The organism is Cyclobacterium roseum, from assembly GCF_010119225.1.
GTDB classification, from domain to species: Bacteria; Bacteroidota; Bacteroidia; order Cytophagales; family Cyclobacteriaceae; genus Cyclobacterium; species Cyclobacterium roseum.
In genome coordinates this window covers 417,292-434,159 of the sequence record NZ_WNKF01000002.1, presented here as the reverse complement: position 1 = coordinate 434,159, position 16,868 = coordinate 417,292, and the positions used below count along the sequence as shown (strand labels likewise).

The following is a 16,868-nucleotide window of genomic DNA, read 5'->3' as shown; positions in this document are numbered from 1 at the left end:
GTTTCTTGCAGCTACCTAAATCAAGGTTTCCAGTTTTTCATTTGTAAGGGGTTTTTCAATGAATCCACTTACAAACGGAAACTCTTTTGATTTTTGGCGGTCCTGGAAATCTATGGAACTTGATAGCATAATGATCCGATCATTTCGTTTGTTTTCAAGCTCAACGTAGTGGCTTAAAAAATCCCAACCGTTCATTACAGGCATGTTGATGTCCACCAGAATCAATACCTTTTTTGCCAAATCCGGATTTTTCAGATACTCAAGCGCCAGCTCTGCCTCTAAAAATTCGATGGTTTTGGGGGATAAATGTAACTTGTTGATTAACCGTTTATTGATTAAATTATTAATAGGGTCATCATCAATTAAAACAATTAAATCGAATGGATACATTGATTTTAAAATAATAACTATTCTCTCGCTCGATCTCTATTTTCTGAAATTTAACACTATAATCTCAGTATTAAAATATTCTGTTCATTTTTTGCGATTTCCCTTTTTGAGGGATGAAATGAGATGAAAATAAAAAACATTTTCTTCTATTTCAGGTACAAATAAATAAAAAAAGGGGAAAGCTAACAGCTTTCCCCTTTTGAAAATAAGGGATGAATGGATTACATCATTCCACCCATTCCTCCTCCGCCTCCCATTGGAGGACCGGCAGGAGCTTCCTCTTTAATATCGGCTACCACACATTCAGTGGTCAATAGCAATGCGGCAATAGAAGCGGCATTCTCCAGTGCCAATCGGGTCACCTTGGTAGGATCAATTACACCTGCTTTGAATAAGTCTTCAAAAATGTCCGTTCTGGCATTATAGCCATAATCACCTTTAGAATCTCTGATTTTATTGATGACTACCGAACCTTCTCCTCCAGAATTGGAAACGATCGTTCTTAAAGGAGACTCAACCGCCTGTTTGATGATGTTGATTCCGGTATCCTCGTCTTCATTAGCACCTTTAAGTTTTTCAAGAGCAACAGCAGCACGGATGAGGGCAACCCCTCCGCCTACTACCACACCTTCCTGAACGGCGGCGCGAGTGGCATGCAAGGCATCATCTACCCGGTCTTTTTTCTCTTTCATTTCTACTTCAGTAGCGGCACCGATGTACAAGATGGCAACACCACCAGACAATTTGGCCAATCGCTCCTGAAGTTTTTCCCGGTCATAGTCAGAAGTGGTTTTCTCTATCTGACTTTTGATTTCATTGATTCGACCTTCGATAGCTGATTTTTCACCAGCACCATTGACGATGGTAGTGTTGTCTTTATCGATGTTGACTTTCTCAGCAGTACCCAGGTAGTCAATGGTTACGTTTTCAAGCTTGTAACCTCTTTCTTCAGAAATCACGGTGCCTCCGGTAAGTGTAGCGATGTCTTCCAACATGGCCTTTCTTCGGTCACCAAATCCTGGAGCCTTCACAGCAGCGACCTTTAGTGCGCCCCTTATTTTGTTCACTACCAAGGTGGCAAGTGCTTCTCCATCCACATCTTCGGAAATGATCAACAAAGGCCGTCCAGACTGAGCTACGGGCTCTAGAATAGGAAGCAATTCTTTCATAGCAGAAATTTTCTTATCGTAGATAAGAATGTATGGGTTTTCCAGTTCCGCTTCCATTTTTTCCGTATTGGTGGTGAAGTAAGGAGAAAGGTAACCCCTGTCAAACTGCATACCTTCTACAGTCTTAACTTCAGTTTCGGTTCCTTTAGCTTCTTCAACGGTTATTACACCGTCTTTACCCACCTTCTCCATCGCATCTGCAATCATTTTACCGATTTCCTCATCGTTATTTGCAGAGATAGTTGCAACCTGAGCGATCTCTTTAGAAGTAGAAATTTCTTTGGAAGCTTTTCTCAATTCTTCTACAACTGAAGTCACCGCCTTATCGATGCCTCTTTTGAGGTCCATAGGATTGGCTCCGGCGGCTACATTTTTGATTCCAACAGAAAAAATCGATTGGGTCAAAACAGTAGCAGTGGTGGTTCCGTCTCCCGCGTCATCCGCAGTTTTAGAAGCCACTTCTTTCACCAGCTGAGCACCCATGTTCTCAATCGCGTCTTCCAGTTCAATTTCTTTTGCAACGGTTACGCCATCTTTAGTAATGGTGGGAGCACCGAATTTTTTGTCCAAAATTACATTTCGGCCTTTGGGACCTAGTGTCACTTTTACAGCGTCTGCAAGCGCATCCACTCCTTTTTTAAGACGATCTCTTGCGTCGGTGTTGAAAAATAATTCCTTAGCCATTTTTTACTCTTTTTTCGTTAGTATTAATTAAACTCGATTAAAGGATCCTTACAGGATAGCGAATATATCCGCTTCTCTCATGATCAGATAATCAGCACCTTCTACGGTAAGCTCCGTTCCGGAATACTTGCCATACAAAACGGTGTCTCCGACCTTAACCGTTAACGGCTCGTCTTTTTTGCCGCTACCGATAGCCACTACGGTGCCTTTTTGTGGTTTTTCTTTGGCAGTGTCAGGGATGTAAAGTCCTGAAGCTGTTTTTTCTTCTGCAGCAGCGGGTTCTACCAAAACCCGGTCCGCTAGCGGTTGGATGTTAACTTTAGACATTGTAATTGAGTTATTTTTAAAGTTTGAATTCTACAATACGATTTCCCTACTCACACTTTCTGTGCCAATTCTAAACACAGGCTTTTTCCTGACATAAAGTCCTACTTACATTTCCATCCCTGACAGTGCCCCGGAGAGCGGGATTTTTTTACTGTCATTTTTTCGGTATGCTATTGCATGACATGGCGCATTTTCGTAAATTTTATCACCTGTATAAAAACGTTGAGCTATGAACAAATTATCAGAAAACTGGATCTCAGAAGGATGGATTGATTTTGAGTATAAGAAGTACCTGCTTTTGGCGTACCTAAAAACCGTCAATAAAAATTTTCAGGCTGTAAAGCTGTATCCTGCACTTACCGAATTGATTGCTCACCATCAAAAGCTCAGCCACCTGGAGCAAAATCGAAATCAACTCAAACTGGCACTGCCTAAGGAAATGGAGGGGGTTGACTTCAAAAAAATGAAAATAGCGTACAAGAATAAAATGGAAGAGGATGATATCATGAAAGAACTGGGGGATATCATTGTGTACTCCTTACCAAAAATCAAACAGCAAATAGAAGAAGGTAAAACAATTTATGACTTTATCGAAAGCCAGTTGGAAATAGAACCGGTTGGATTGACTCCCATTTATCAGAAAGAGGGGTATGCGTTGCTATCGTATAGCCATTCCAGGGAAGTGTACATATACCGCTATCAGATTAGTCTTTTTCAGAACAGCGTGGATCGCTTTCGGGGAATTGCCCTTCGTTTTATCGAATCGGTCAAAAGGAGTTTGACGCTTACATACGAACGCATCAAGATGGATCTGATCAAAAAGTTTGCTGACTTGCCAAATCCCTCTACCTGGAAAATTCATTCGGCCCAGCGGGTACCCTTGGAAGAAAGCCTGCTTCCGGTAAGCAAGCGTTTGCTGTTAAAATATGTTGAGCCATAAAAAAAGGAGGGATTTCCCTCCTTTTTTTATGGCTCAAACTAACCTTTAGTCTTCTTTTTTCAACAACGAATTTTCATTGCTCACCAGTATGGGAGTGGGAGCAGTCGCCACTGCTTTAGTTGGTTTTCTTTCTTCCTGCATCCCCTTTTCTCTTAGCTCTCGGTTTTTTATCACTTCGTCCCCAGGCTTTCCAAAGAGTATCTGATAGGCTTCTTTGGCATTTTTAGCCTTTTTTAAGTCGCGGACAATATCCGCCCATTCGTGAAAATTAAGGTAGACGGGATTGTAAGAAGTGACAGGTTTGGTAATACCATAGTTCGGTCTTTCTCCTTCCGGCATAAATGTGCCGAAAATTCGATCCCATATAATAAACGTAGAGCCGTAGTTCTTATCCAGGTAATGGGCATCACTCGCATGATGTACCCGATGGTGGGAGGGCGTAGTAAAGAAGTATTCGATGGGTCTTGGGAGCTTTTTAATGTATTCTGTGTGAATCCAAAATTGATAGAGCACCGCAATCTGATGACAAATGAAGAACACAAATGGATGAAATCCCATTAGCATCACCGGAACAAAAAAGATGATTTTGATATGTTGGGTCCAGCCCAGCCTGAAGGAAACCGAGAAATTATATTTGGAAGAATTGTGATGGGTAATGTGCGTTGCCCACCAAAAACGTTGCTCGTGTGCCACGCGATGCGCCCAGTATCGAAAGAAGTCTATGGCAAAAAAACATAAGATAAACGACCACCAGGTGGCAGGTATTTTCCAGGGCACAATGTTCCAGCAAAACAAGGCAATTCCAAAAATAAAAACTTTAAGCAGCGCACTGATACCCACGTTCACCAAACCAATGGTAGTGGCCGCCATAAAATCCTTCTTGTCGTAGGTGTCCTTTTTTTGATATAAGCTGATTCCCCATTCTATAAAGACCAGTAAGAACATCGCTGGAGCAGCCCACAAGATGACATTGGGCCATTTGTCAGCGCCCAAATCTTCCATTGTTAGATGATTTTCGAACATAAATCGTGCGTTTGGTTGATTTTTTATGGTTGTTAAAACGTTAAATTAATCATATTCCGGTTTATCTTCAACGTTTTGGGCCTTAAATAAATTTCGGTGAAAAAATAAAAAAGGCCCGTTTGTAAAAAACAGGCCTTCAATTTCTGGGCAAATTCCTACTATTCAATGGAATCCGGAGTGACCTCCAGTTCCAAATCACCGGCATCCCCATCTTCCGAAGGCAGCAGGGATTCATCATCAAATGACGGAGTCAGCATCTGTCTTTGGGCATTTTCTACATTGGGAGAACTAAACCCGGAAGGAGCACTGGTCTGGTGAAATGCAGACGATCCCAATGAAAGTACCAAAATGGCGATTGCCAAAACCCAGGTAGCTTTTTCAAGTATATTCCCCGTTTTGGTCACCCCCATGATTTGAGAAGCACTACCGCCAAACGCTGCTCCCACGCCTCCTTTGGAATTTTGGCCCAATATGACCAAAATCAACAATACGGCTAAAACGATAATGATACTGATTAGTACTGTAAACATGAGGTATGAGGTTATGCTTTTAATTTCTCAATTTGATCTGCAAAGTAAGTCTTTTTCTCTGGGAATTTCAATATTAATTTCCTATATATTTCGATGGCCTCTGGCTTTTTGTTTTGTTTTACCAATAACCTGGCAAAACCTTCGGAAAGCATATTGTCATTCAAATGAGTGCTTTTTTCGGACAAATCGGGTTGGTCATGCTGCTCATCCATCTGTTCTTTAGGTAACCGGATGGGCTTTTCCTTAAAGTTAGCGATCAACTCCCTTTGTTCTTTAATGCGTTGATTGATTAGTTGGCGCTGTTCCTTTTCGGCTATAGGGGCACTCAGTTCATCTTCTGCTTTTTCAGAGACAGGGGGCGTCTCATCCTCCTTTTTTTTTTCAGAGGGGCCTTTCCCCGATTGTCGGGGGTCGTGATTTTTTATTTTCTTGAGATTTTCCTCTAGTCGTCTAAGGATTTCATCCCGGTTAGGTCTTGAAGAAGTAGAAGGGGAATCATCTGGTAAAGGGGTTTGAGGTGTTGGTTCTACGTTATCAACCGAAGTTTCGATAGGTGCCTCTTCTCTATCCTCCGGTTCAGATTGCCTGGCATCATCTGCGGAAAACGGAATGGGAAGTAAAACGGTCCCCGTGAGTAGCCCTTTCAGTCTTTTGCGATCGGGACTCAGCACTGCCGCCCCATGCAACTGAGGGGTGGCGGTTCCGGATGAGTGATCCCACTCGTACCTGGCACCCACTATTTTTGGTATCAGAAAATAAGGAAAATCTTCCTGTAGCTTTTGAGCAGTATCAAAGTCTTCCTGACTTAACCGCTCCATTTTTTGAAGCAGGGATAGAAATTCTTGTGAGTTCACAGCATTCCGGTTTAAATTACGTTGCATTAATATAGTTATTTTTTTACCAATTCGCCACCGTCGAGGTAAAAACATCCTGGATGATATTTTCAAAAATGACTTCAACCAGTTCGGTTTCGACCTGCAAAAGAGAGGTGTTTCGGGGATCGTAATCCTGGAAAAATGAAAAGGTTTTTTTACCATTTTCTTCCTCATTTGCCAAATTCACATAATCTACTTCCACGCTAATCGTAATTCGCATTTGACCTGCACGGTCCGGTTGGTTGCTGTTTGGATTGGATACAGTGGCCTGAGGACTAATCGTGTATCTGGTGATAGCTCCTGAAAGTTGAAGATCCCCTCCGTTTTGAATGAGTTCGAGTTGGGTATTTCGTTGAAAATAGTCCTTGAGTTCTTCGGTAAATAATTGCCCCATATTCGCCGGACCTCCTCCTGAATCATTGAAAAAGTTGGCCACTGAAAACGACTGCGTCACATTGTAATCCAGCGTGGTACCCGTAAAGCTGTATTCTACTTTACATGCGTTGACCCAGAAAAACACAGCGAAGGTAAGAAGGATCGTGGCTTTCCTTTTAGATGTCATATTGTTTGATTTTCCGGTAAAGCGTCCGTTCCGAAATACCCAGATCCATCGCCGCATACTTCCTTTTATTATGGTGTTTTTTTAAAGCTCGGGTAATTAATTCCCTTTCCTTTTTTTCCAACGATAGGGAGTGATCATCCTCTTCGTGAACAATATCCTCAATAATATCCTCCTCATACTTGCTTCTGACCTTGTCAGATTCCTCCGGATGTCCTTTATTTTCGCTCCTAGATTCCAACACCAGCGGAAGGTTTTTTGACGGCTTCGGGCCTTCCTCATAAGCAGAGCCCGTGTCCATATCATCAAAGAGATTTTGATGTTTTTTCATGATCGTCTGGTCCAGACCTCCCGATCGGTAGGATTCGAGTATCAACTTTTTAAGTTCGGTCATGTCCTTTTTCATATCGAAAAGGACTTTATATAATATTTCTCTTTCCGAAAAATCGGTATGGCTTTCATTCTGCCTCTTATTTCCGGGCAAGGAAGCGGGAAGACTGCTGCCCTCTTTCGGTAAATACTTATTTAGGGTTTCGGCAGTTACATCCCTTTCTTGCTCAAGCAACGAAATTTGCTCTGCTAAATTTTTGAGTTGGCGGATATTTCCGGGAAAGGGGAACTTTGTCAGCAGGTTTTTTGCCTCTTCTGACAATACAATTGGTTTTACCTGGTATTTTTCAGAAAAATCAGTAGTAAATTTTCGAAACAGCAGCACCATGTCCTCTCCCCGCTGACGTAAAGGGGGAACAAATATGGGGACCGTATTGAGCCGGTAATACAGATCTTCCCTGAATTTCCCTTTTTCCACTGCTTTAAGCAGGTTTACATTGGTGGCCGCTATTACCCGTACATCGGTTTTGAGTACTTTTGAAGAGCCGACTTTGATAAACTCGCCATTCTCCAATACCCGCAAAAGCCTGGCCTGTGTACCCAGAGGCATTTCTCCGATTTCGTCCAAAAATATGGAACCTCCATCCGTCACTTCAAAATACCCTTTCCGGGCTTCATGAGCTCCTGTAAAAGAACCTTTTTCGTGACCAAAAAGCTCGGAATCAATGGTTCCTTCGGGTATGGCACCACAATTAATGGCAATGAATTTCCCATGCCTGCGCTTGCTTAGCGAATGGATAATTTTAGAAAAAGACTCTTTTCCGCTTCCGCTTTCGCCGGTTATCAATACAGTCATCTCAGTGGGAGAAGCCTGCATGGCTACCTGAATGGCATGGTTGAGCAAAGGACTGTTGCCAATGATTCCGAATCGTTGCTTGACACTTAATATTTCTGATTCACTGATAGGGACCATACTGCTGTTCTGATTATCGATCGATTACTTCTCCAAATAAGGTAGCTGAGGAACAATCGGTGATCCGTACATTCGTATATTCACCGATTTTCAAACGCCCTCTTGGGACGATGACCACCTTGTTTGCGGAGTTTCTTCCCTTGAGTTGTTCGGACGAACGTTTAGACTGACCTTCTATCAGTATTTCCTGTACTTTGCCAATATCTCGTTGGTTACGGATTAGGGAAAGTTGGCTTTGTTTTTCAATGATCTCTTGAAGCCGTCGTTTTTTTACTTCAAGTGGAACATCGTCTGCTAATTTTTTTGCTGCCAGTGTCCCGGGTCGTTCCGAATAATAAAACATGTAGGAGAAATCATATTGAACCAGATCCATCATGCTCAGTGTATCCTGATGTTCCGATTCGGTCTCCGAACAAAATCCTGCGATCATGTCGGAAGAAATGCCACAATCCTCTCCCAGGATTTCGCGGATTTTCTGAACCCGCTCCAGATACCATTCCCGATCATACGTTCGATTCATCAGGGATAATATCCGGGAATTTCCACTCTGTACCGGGAGGTGAATGTACTTACAAATATTATCATAGCGCTTCATGGTGGTCAATACCTCGTCGGTAATGTCTTTTGGGTGGGAGGTGGAAAACCGTACCCTTAACCTGGGATCTATCGTTGCCACCCATTCCAGTAAATTGGCAAAATAGATAACTTCGGATACTCCTGTTTCCTTTTTATTGAGCCTGGCTTTGTTATTTTCCTCCGGTGACCATTTGTAACTGTCTACATTTTGCCCCAGAAGTGTTACCTCTTTGTAGCCCTTTGCAAAAAGTTCTCGGGCTTCCTTAACGATGGAATGCGGATCCCGGCTTCTTTCCCGTCCCCTGGTAAAAGGGACCACGCAAAAGGAACACATGTTGTCGCAACCTCTCATGATGGAAATAAAGGCAGAGACACCATTGGAATTCAGCCTGACCGGTGAAATGTCTGCATAGGTTTCTTCCCGGGACAAGAACGTGTTGACTCCTTTGGATCCCGCTTCTGCCTGCCCTACCAGATTGGGAAGGTCCCGATAGGCATCCGGACCCACTACCAGATCCACCAGCTTCTCTTCCTCCAGCAATTTTTCTTTGAGCCGTTCTGCCATACACCCCAGCACTCCGATCGTAAGTTCGGGGTTTTCGGATTTTGCCTGATTGAATTGGCTTAGCCGCTTCCGGACGGTTTGCTCTGCTTTGTCCCGGATGGAACAGGTGTTCAAGAAAATAACATCCGCATTACTATAATCCGAAGTGGTATCAAAGCCATTGTCTTTCATGATGGAAGCCACAATTTCACTGTCAGAAAAATTCATCTGACAACCGTAACTTTCAATGTATAGCTTTTTTATTTTACCTGTATTCTCCTCTGCAGTGACCTTAAAATCACAACTTTTCTCTTCTTCCTCCCGGATAATGTCGATATCTTTGATCATGTTTTCCATTGGCTGAATTTCATTCAAAGCGCAAATTTAATAAAATACAGACAGATTGTCAGGGGAACGCTCCAATATTATACCACAAATCTTCCCCTTGGATTTTTCATTTCGGGAAATGCTTGTCCTTTCTAATTTCCTGAAAATTTTGGTACAAAGATTGATCATCATAATAGTTAAATACAGTATACATGGGAGTGGGTGATTTATCCACTCTTTTTTTTAGCCATATTTGTAGCATTGACTGATCGTAGAAAAATAGCGCGCCGCATTCTAAAAATATCCGGAAGGGTTCTTCTGGTGGCGGTGCTATTGGTGGTAGGGCTGTTGCTGTTAATCAGGAGCCCCTATGTACAGGGAATCATCGTGGGTAAATTGACAAACTATGTTTCCGGTAAGACGGATACCCAGGTTTCTATAGATCGCTTGTTTGTTACCTTCCGCGGAAATCTGTTTCTGGAAGGCCTTTATTTGGAGGACCAGAAAGGAGATACCCTGATTTTTTCGAATAAGCTCGAAACAGGGGTGGAACTGATTCCCTATTTAAGAAATAATGAAATTTCCGTCTCCCGCCTGGAATGGGATGGGCTCAGGGCAAATGTCCAACGAGACAGCACAGGAAAATTTAATTTTGATTTCCTATTAGATGCTTTTGGCGGAAATAGCGATACCGATACGCTTTCCAATTCCAGTACCTCTGAAAATTCCCAATCGCTTCCTGAAATAGCCTTAGGTCCCGTGAACATTACGGATTGGAAGGTGCACTTTAAAGATGCCCTTTTAGGCATCGATTCAAGGTTGGAGCTGGGAAAGGTGGCCTTGAGAGTAGAGAAACTGTCTCTGGACAGCATGGAATTCCATGTAAGTAAGCTGCTATGGGAAGACAGCTACCTGGAATATGCGCAAACCAAACCATTTCCGGAATCCACAGAAGAACCCGATTCAGAAACGGTTATGCCACTGCTTATTGTGGATCAACTCTCGCTGAAAAATATTCAGATGCTGTATCAATCCTCGCCCGACGGCATGGACGTAGCGGCTACCATCGGGGAGTTTTTGCTGGAATTACCAGAAGCCAATCTTCCGGAAAAACGCGTTCTGATAAAATCAGTGCTACTAAAAAACAGTTCAGTGGATTATCAATCTCAAACGGTAGCCACCGAAACAGCCCCTACGGATACCGAATCGTCAGCGGAAGAGGTTTCTTGGCCGGATTGGGAAGTGGAGTTGGCGGCTTTGGATCTGGAGCAGAACGATTTGAAGTATCAAGTGGATGGCAAGAACGGTGCTGCCGGTGTTTTTGACCCGGCGGATATTGAAATAAACGGACTTAACCTGGAGCTTAACAATCTTTTTCTGAAAGCTAAAAGCGCAGGCCTCGCGATCAAGCAACTGACATTTCGGGAGCGATCAGGATTTGGTTTGAATAATCTTCAATTGGGAATGCGCGCGGATGATACGAAATTCAACTTCGAAAACCTGGATTTAGCGACCTTTGCCAGCACGGTTTCGGGAAGCATGGAGCTTAGGTATCGCGATCTGGATGCATTGGTGGCCAATCCGGAGGCTTCCGGTTTTACCGTTCGCTTACCTACCGTGCAAATTGGATTAGCGGATGCCTATTATTTTTCGCCGGAATTGGCCCAGGATCCGTACCTCCAAATGCTGGAAAGCAAACCCCTTCGTGCAGCCCTTAGCGCTACTGGTACCCTTGATCGGATCAACCTGGAGAACTTTTCTGGCCGTTGGGGGAAGGAAACGCGGGTAAATTTGAAGGGACAGATTGACCAGCCGATGAACATGGATCGGCTGGCATGGCGGTTGGATACCCTTACTTTTGCCAGTGTTGAGGGGGATTTGGACCGATTTTATCCTGAAGACAGTGTTGGGATTGCTTATCCGGGAAAAGTCAGTGTAGGGTTGAAAAGTGAAGGGACGCTCGACGCTTTTAGTGTGCGCAGCAGCACGGACGCTTATGAAGCCAACTTAAATCTGGATGCAGAGGTAGCGGCTATGGGTGAAAACTACCGATTTGATATTCAATCCCGGCTGAGTCCTTTTCCGATGGGGGAATTGCTTCAAAATCAGGCATTTGGAAACCTGGGGTTTGAATTGACGGCTGTGGGAACCACCGGACCGCCGGAGGCAATAGACCTTCAGGTGGAAACTGACTTTACAGCCTTGGATTGGAATGGATACGATTATGAGGGGTTAAGTCTTACAGCAGCTATATCTAATGGTCAGGGAGAGGTGGAACTCAATCATCAGGATGAGTGGCTGGATATGAATTTGTTAGCTGCTATTGGAATTAGCGAGGATGACCTCAAGCTTGACCTGGATCTGGATTTGATTGGTGCAGATCTGTATCGATTGAATTTAAGTTCCAGGGAATTGCGGGCAGCCATGGATCTGGAAGCAAAATGGGAAGGTAATCCATCCGATTTTACGTTTCAATCGCAAATCCGAAATGGAAACGTCGTTTTGGATGAGCAGGCCCTACCGGCAGGGGATTGGGATATAAATCTGAGCGTGAGGCCCGATACCACGAATTTTACCATAGAAAGCAATTTGTTGCAGGGTGAGTTGCAGGCCAATTCGGACCCCGGCAGGTTATTTCAACGTCTGGATCGCCATGTTCGGCAGTATTTATCAGACAGCATTCCCATTGCGGAAACAGACAGTGCGTCGGCCGTTCGGGCAGATTTTAAATTGAAAATCCTATCCACCTTATTGTTAGACCAGATACTCTTACCTGGGTTGGAGGGAATGGACGAAGGGTCTGTTGAGCTAAGCTTTGACGAGGCGCAGGATAAGTTGGACGGACGAGTTGATTTTCCGTATGTTTCTTACGCCGGGATTGTAGTAGATAGTCTGGGCATGCGGCTCACCAGCGATCCAGATGATTTTAACTTTGCCTTTGGTTTGTTGGGATTGGAATCCGGCCCGGTATCTCTGGGCCCAACCTATTTTACCGGTAAAATTTTGGAGGACTTGCTTTACCTGGACTTCAATGCCCTGGATAGTGATAAGGAAACGCTGATGCATGTGGCTTGGGATATCAGGCCGGGGCAGGATACCCTGCAATTTCACATTGATCCGGATAGCTTAATTTTCAACAGGAAAAAATGGATTCTTCCAGCAGATAACGAAGTGCTTATTGGACCCTCTGTCGCTCATTTCCGGAATATCACATTTGATAGGGAAATGCAAAAGGTATCAATCGCAAATCAGTCCGAAAATGCAATAGCACTGGAATTTGAGAATTTCCGGATGGCGACGTTTACCAGCCTGCTAAACGCAGACGAAACCATTGCCTCCGGCCTGGTCAATGGGGAAGTAGTGATCGAAAACCCATATGGTGCCACCGGTTTTCTGGCCGATATTTCCATTCGGGATTTGGGCTTGCTGCAGGTACCCTTGGGGAATCTTAGCCTGAAAGCATCCTCCAGCGATCAAACGACTTACGATTTTAACCTGGCCCTTCAGGATAGCGGTATCATCCTGGATCTTGTGGGGGACTACGTAGCTGACCCCTCCGGTGCACAATTAAACCTGGATCTCAATTTGGAGCGTTTAGAAATGGACGTGCTGGCAGGGCTTTCTGCCGGGACCATACAGGATGGAGCGGGCTATCTTTCAGGATCCTTTGAAGTAGCAGGGAGCACAAGTTCTCCCCAGTATCAGGGCACCTTGCAATTTCATAACACGGAATTTAAAATAGCGACCCTCAATGCTGCTTTTGCCCTGAGCGACCAAAATATAGCGTTGGATCAAGATGGGGTCTATTTAGATCAGCTAACCATAAATGATGCGCAGGGCAATGAATTCAGACTGGATGGGGAGATTGCTACGCCGAGTTTTACCAACCCGGAATTTGATTTGAACCTGCAAGCTTCCAATTTCAGGGTGTTGAATTCCACGGCGGAGGATAATGACCTGTTTTACGGAGATGCCATTATCGGAGCGAATGTCACCATTCAGGGAGATTTGAATTTGCCAGTGGTAGAGGCAGAATTGACTGTAGAAAGCGGTACCAACCTGAGTTTTGTGGTTCCGGAAACTCAGCTGGATATTGTGGAACGTGAAGGGGTCGTTACCTTTGTCAACAGACAAGATCCGGAGGATATTCTGACCAAAAGATTGGAAGAAAATATCAATGCCGGCTTCTCCGGATATAATATCGCTGCCCTCATTAAGGTTTCTCCCGAATCGGTTTTTAACCTGGTCATTGATCAGCGATCTGGCGACAATTTACTGGTGGAAGGGGAAGCAGACCTCCAGTTGAATGTCGACCCAAACGGCCGCATTAGTCTGACGGGTATGTATGAACTCAGCCGGGGTCACTATGAATTAAGCTTGTATAGTCTGGTGAATAGAAGGTTTGAAATCCAGAAGGGGAGTACTGTGACCTGGGCGGGTAATCCACTTGATGCCAGCATGGATATAACGGCAATCTATCGGATCAAAACATCGGCAGTGGGATTAATGACAGCTACAGCAGCAGGTGGTAGTAGGGAAAACATGATGCGGTACCGACAAGAGTTGCCTTTTTTAGTTTACCTCAACATTAATGGGGAACTACTCAGCCCATTGATTTCTTTCAATCTGGACATGCCGGAGCAGCAGCAGGGAGTCATTGGCGGTACCGTGTATTCCCAGGTGCAGCAATTGAATAACCGGGAAGGGGAACTAAACCGGCAGGTTTTCTCGCTATTGGTGCTGAACCGCTTTTTTCCCAATGGGGATAATGCCGGTGGTGGAGGTACTACGGCCATGGCCAGGTCCAGTGTAAGTCAATTGCTTTCCGGGCAATTGAATAGCCTTACAGACAATGTGCTGGGGGGCAGCGGCCTAGAGCTGGATATGGATTTGGATAGTTTTCAGGATTATCAGAGTGGGTCTCCCCAAGCACGCACCCAACTGAACGTAAATGCCAGTAAGCGTTTTTTGGATGATCGATTAGTTGTGGAGGTGGGGAGTCAGATTGATATCGAAGGGGGTTCCCAAAGCAGGGGGGCTGAAAATGCCTTGCTGGGGAACGTGAGTATTGAGTACCTGCTAACCGAAAACGGAAGGTACCGCCTGCGGGGCTTTCGAAAAAACCAGTTCGAAAGCTTTATCGACGGGCAGCTAGTGGTGACGGGGATTTCTGTCATTTTTAACCGGGAGTTTAACCGCTTTTATGAATTATGGAAAGGGATCGAAACCGAACGAAATGGGAGAACCCTCCCAGATTCTCCGAATGAAAAGTCGGAAAAAAAACCAGAAAATTAATATGAAGACCAGTCCTTTTCTTCGGTTTTTCAAATCAGGTTTGCCATGGCTATCAGCCCTGCTACTGTTTAGTGCAGCTTGCAATGTCACCAAATACATACCTGAAGGCGAACTGCTATACACCGGAGCGGAGCTAAAAATTGTCCAGGAAACACCAGGAAAAGGTATCGGTTCGGTACAGGATGAGCTTCAAGGCCTACTTCGACCAAAACCAAACAGTAAAATAGTAGGGCAGTATTTGGGACTATGGTCCCATTTCAAAATGCAAAAGGAACATCCTGGATTTATTAATCGGTTTATCTACGATAAAATAGGAGAGGAACCCGTGTACCTGAGTCAGGTTGACCCGGAAAAGACAGAGGAATTGATTTTAAACCGGCTGGATAACAATGGCTTTTTCTATGCAGAGGCCATTTCTACCTTTCGGCGAAAGGAAAAAAAAGGCGATGTCCGATATGAAGTCCAACTTCCGACTCCCTATGTCCTCAATAGCTACCGTTATGACAGGGATAGTCTCCCGATTGACACACATCTCAGGGAACTTTTGGAATCCAGCGACATACAGCCTGGGGAGCGATTTGCGCTGGATCAGCTGAAAGCCGAAAGAGAGCGATTAGATACGGAACTTAAGAAAAGAGGTTTTTATAGTTTTAATCCCGATTTTCTAATTTTTGAAGCCGATACCAACCAATACGAAACCAGGGAATTTGATTTATTCTTACGACTCAAAGAATCGGTCCCCGAGGAAGGGATTCTGCCGTACCAAATCCGTTCCATAAAGGTGTACCCGAACTATTCGCTGGATAAATATGGCGAAGAAACCGATACCACGCGGATTGAAGGGATAGCATTTATCCAAAATGACTTGTCTTTCAAACCCGAACTGCTTCGACCCTACATCCTGATAGAAAAGGATGGTTTGTTTAATTCGCAGCAGTCCCGATTGACCAGCAATAGGCTGTCGGGAATAGGTAATTTTCGATTTGTGAATATTCGGTACACAAAAGTGGGAGATAGTACAGATGTCCGGAAAGGGTTCCTGGATGCAGAAATTTTCCTTTCACCGCTGGACAAGCGTTCGGTAAGAGCGGAGTTGCAAGGTGTATCCAAGTCTAACAACTTTGCCGGGCCCGCACTCCTTTTAAGCTACCGAAACAGAAATCTTTTTTATGGAGGGGAAACATTTAATCTGACGGGAAAGTTGGCTTACGAGAGTCAGATAGCGGCCGGTGATCGGGATGGTTTAAGCGCATTTGAATTTGGACTTAAGGGAGACTTGATATTTCCCCGTGTAGTATTTCCCATTCCCATCAAAGAGCGGTTTGCCTATTCGGTGCCCAAAACCAAGATCAGTCTGGGAACCGAATACCAGGACAGGAGAGGTTTATACCGGCTCAATTCCCTGTCTGGAACCTATGGCTACTTTTGGAATGCCAATCGCTTTGTCTATCATGAAATCAATCCAATCAGTTTAAATTTCGTTAATTTATCCAATACATCCGGGGAGTTTGAAGAAATTTTGAATAACAATCCCTTTTTAAGACAGAGTTTTGAGCAACAATTTATCGCCGGAGTTACTTACAGTTTTGCTTTTAACAAATTAATGGACAAATACCGGACGCACAGCATTTACTTCGGTGCGAACTTGGATTTGGCTGGCTTTGGCTTACGGTTTGCCAATAATATTTTTAACGGGGCCAACCCCAATACGTTCCTCGGGTTTACGTATGCGCAGTATAACAAAGGGGATATCGATTTTAGGTATTATTGGCGGTTTACAGAGGAGCGGCTACTTGCCTTACGTCTATTTGGAGGGGTGGGTTTGCCTTACGGCAATTCTGTTTCCCTGCCTTTCGTAAAGCAGTATTTTTCCGGTGGGCCAAACAGTATCCGCGCATTTCGGATTCGGTCCCTGGGACCCGGATCTTTCCGGCCCGATAGTGAATCCACCGCCAATTTTTTTGATCAGGCAGGGGATGTGCGTTTGGAAGGAAATCTGGAATTTCGGTTTCCTATTGTTTCTTACCTCAAGGGAGCGGTTTTTATGGATGCAGGAAATGTTTGGTTAGTAAATGAAAACGAAGCGTTACCTGGAGGAAAAATGGGAAAAGACTGGTACAGAGAGCTGGGAATTGGTGCCGGATTAGGGCTTCGGGTGGATATTGAGTTTTTTGTCCTTCGATTTGACCTCGCAACGCCGCTGCGAAGACCCTACCGTCCGGAAGGCGAGCGTTGGGAAAAGGATTTTCGTTTGGGTGAGGGTGACTGGAGAAAAGAAAACCTCATCTTCAATTTTGCCATTGGTTATCCCTTCTGATGAATTAAT

General features: G+C 44.3%; 12 protein-coding genes. 3 read left to right on the top strand and 9 right to left on the bottom strand.

From position 1 onward, the window contains the following. Positions 1-15 precede the first annotated feature (15 nt). The 3 genes from GJQ68_RS04430 to GJQ68_RS04420 form a co-directional block, all read right to left on the bottom strand. Positions 16-390: a response regulator gene (locus GJQ68_RS04430; RefSeq protein ID WP_162416082.1), complete on the bottom strand. Its 375-nt coding sequence runs from the start codon at positions 388-390 to the stop codon at positions 16-18. 221 nt (positions 391-611) lie between these two features. Then, positions 612-2,243, bottom strand: coding sequence for a chaperonin GroEL (gene groL / locus GJQ68_RS04425; protein ID WP_162416081.1), 1,632 nt, complete (start codon positions 2,241-2,243; stop codon positions 612-614). A 48-nt stretch (positions 2,244-2,291) separates the two neighbouring features. Next, positions 2,292-2,570, bottom strand: a complete 279-nt coding sequence (locus tag GJQ68_RS04420; protein ID WP_162416080.1) for a co-chaperone GroES — start codon at positions 2,568-2,570, stop codon at positions 2,292-2,294. Between the two features lie 229 nt (positions 2,571-2,799). Between GJQ68_RS04420 and GJQ68_RS04415 the strand changes: the two genes are divergently transcribed. After that, positions 2,800-3,510 (top strand): hypothetical protein, encoded by a 711-nt coding sequence (locus GJQ68_RS04415; protein WP_162416079.1) that lies wholly within the window; start codon positions 2,800-2,802, stop codon positions 3,508-3,510. Positions 3,511-3,555: 45 nt separating this feature from the next. Here GJQ68_RS04415 and GJQ68_RS04410 read toward each other — a convergent pair whose 3' ends face one another. The 6 genes from GJQ68_RS04410 to miaB all read right to left on the bottom strand — a co-directional run bounded on the left by GJQ68_RS04410 (position 3,556) and on the right by miaB (position 9,277). Beyond that, the gene (locus tag GJQ68_RS04410; protein WP_162416078.1) at positions 3,556-4,533 is read right to left on the bottom strand and encodes a sterol desaturase family protein; all 978 of its coding nucleotides are present in this window, start codon (positions 4,531-4,533) and stop codon (positions 3,556-3,558) included. A 158-nt stretch (positions 4,534-4,691) separates the two neighbouring features. Then, a complete protein-coding gene (gene secG / locus GJQ68_RS04405; protein ID WP_162416077.1) occupies positions 4,692-5,063 on the bottom strand; it encodes a preprotein translocase subunit SecG in 372 nt (123 codons plus the stop codon). Positions 5,064-5,074: 11 nt separating this feature from the next. Next, positions 5,075-5,917: a hypothetical protein gene (locus GJQ68_RS04400; RefSeq protein ID WP_162416076.1), complete on the bottom strand. Its 843-nt coding sequence runs from the start codon at positions 5,915-5,917 to the stop codon at positions 5,075-5,077. A 43-nt stretch (positions 5,918-5,960) separates the two neighbouring features. Further along, positions 5,961-6,500: an LptE family protein gene (locus GJQ68_RS04395; RefSeq protein WP_162416075.1), complete on the bottom strand. Its 540-nt coding sequence runs from the start codon at positions 6,498-6,500 to the stop codon at positions 5,961-5,963. Then, a complete protein-coding gene (locus GJQ68_RS04390; RefSeq protein ID WP_162416074.1) occupies positions 6,490-7,800 on the bottom strand; it encodes a sigma-54 interaction domain-containing protein in 1,311 nt (436 codons plus the stop codon). Before GJQ68_RS04390 ends, GJQ68_RS04395 begins: the two co-directional genes overlap by 11 nt. 13 nt (positions 7,801-7,813) lie before the next feature. Then, complete coding sequence (gene miaB / locus GJQ68_RS04385; protein ID WP_162416073.1) at positions 7,814-9,277, bottom strand: tRNA (N6-isopentenyl adenosine(37)-C2)-methylthiotransferase MiaB; 1,464 nt, start codon at positions 9,275-9,277, stop codon at positions 7,814-7,816. A gap of 231 nt (positions 9,278-9,508) precedes the next feature. Here miaB and GJQ68_RS04380 point away from each other — a divergent pair, with 231 nt between their 5' ends. Both GJQ68_RS04380 and tamL read left to right on the top strand, forming a co-directional pair. Continuing rightward, positions 9,509-14,542, top strand: coding sequence for a translocation/assembly module TamB domain-containing protein (locus GJQ68_RS04380; RefSeq protein ID WP_162416072.1), 5,034 nt, complete (start codon positions 9,509-9,511; stop codon positions 14,540-14,542). Position 14,543: 1 nt separating this feature from the next. Further along, a complete protein-coding gene (tamL, locus tag GJQ68_RS04375; protein WP_162416071.1) occupies positions 14,544-16,859 on the top strand; it encodes a translocation and assembly module lipoprotein TamL in 2,316 nt (771 codons plus the stop codon). Positions 16,860-16,868 lie beyond the last annotated feature (9 nt).

Bases quoted from the DNA above. Each gene is read 5' to 3' on its own strand.
- GJQ68_RS04415 (WP_162416079.1), top strand. From the start codon at position 2,800: ATGAACAAATTATCAGAAAACTGGATCTCAGAAGGATGGATTGATTTT.
- GJQ68_RS04420 (WP_162416080.1), bottom strand. From the start codon at position 2,570: ATGTCTAAAGTTAACATCCAACCGCTAGCGGACCGGGTTTTGGTAGAA.
- GJQ68_RS04395 (WP_162416075.1), bottom strand. From the start codon at position 6,500: ATGACATCTAAAAGGAAAGCCACGATCCTTCTTACCTTCGCTGTGTTT.
- tamL (WP_162416071.1), top strand. From the start codon at position 14,544: ATGAAGACCAGTCCTTTTCTTCGGTTTTTCAAATCAGGTTTGCCATGG.
- GJQ68_RS04430 (WP_162416082.1), bottom strand. From the start codon at position 390: ATGTATCCATTCGATTTAATTGTTTTAATTGATGATGACCCTATTAAT.
- groL (WP_162416081.1), bottom strand. From the start codon at position 2,243: ATGGCTAAGGAATTATTTTTCAACACCGACGCAAGAGATCGTCTTAAA.
- secG (WP_162416077.1), bottom strand. From the start codon at position 5,063: ATGTTTACAGTACTAATCAGTATCATTATCGTTTTAGCCGTATTGTTG.
- GJQ68_RS04410 (WP_162416078.1), bottom strand. From the start codon at position 4,533: ATGTTCGAAAATCATCTAACAATGGAAGATTTGGGCGCTGACAAATGG.
- miaB (WP_162416073.1), bottom strand. From the start codon at position 9,277: ATGGAAAACATGATCAAAGATATCGACATTATCCGGGAGGAAGAAGAG.
- GJQ68_RS04390 (WP_162416074.1), bottom strand. From the start codon at position 7,800: ATGGTCCCTATCAGTGAATCAGAAATATTAAGTGTCAAGCAACGATTC.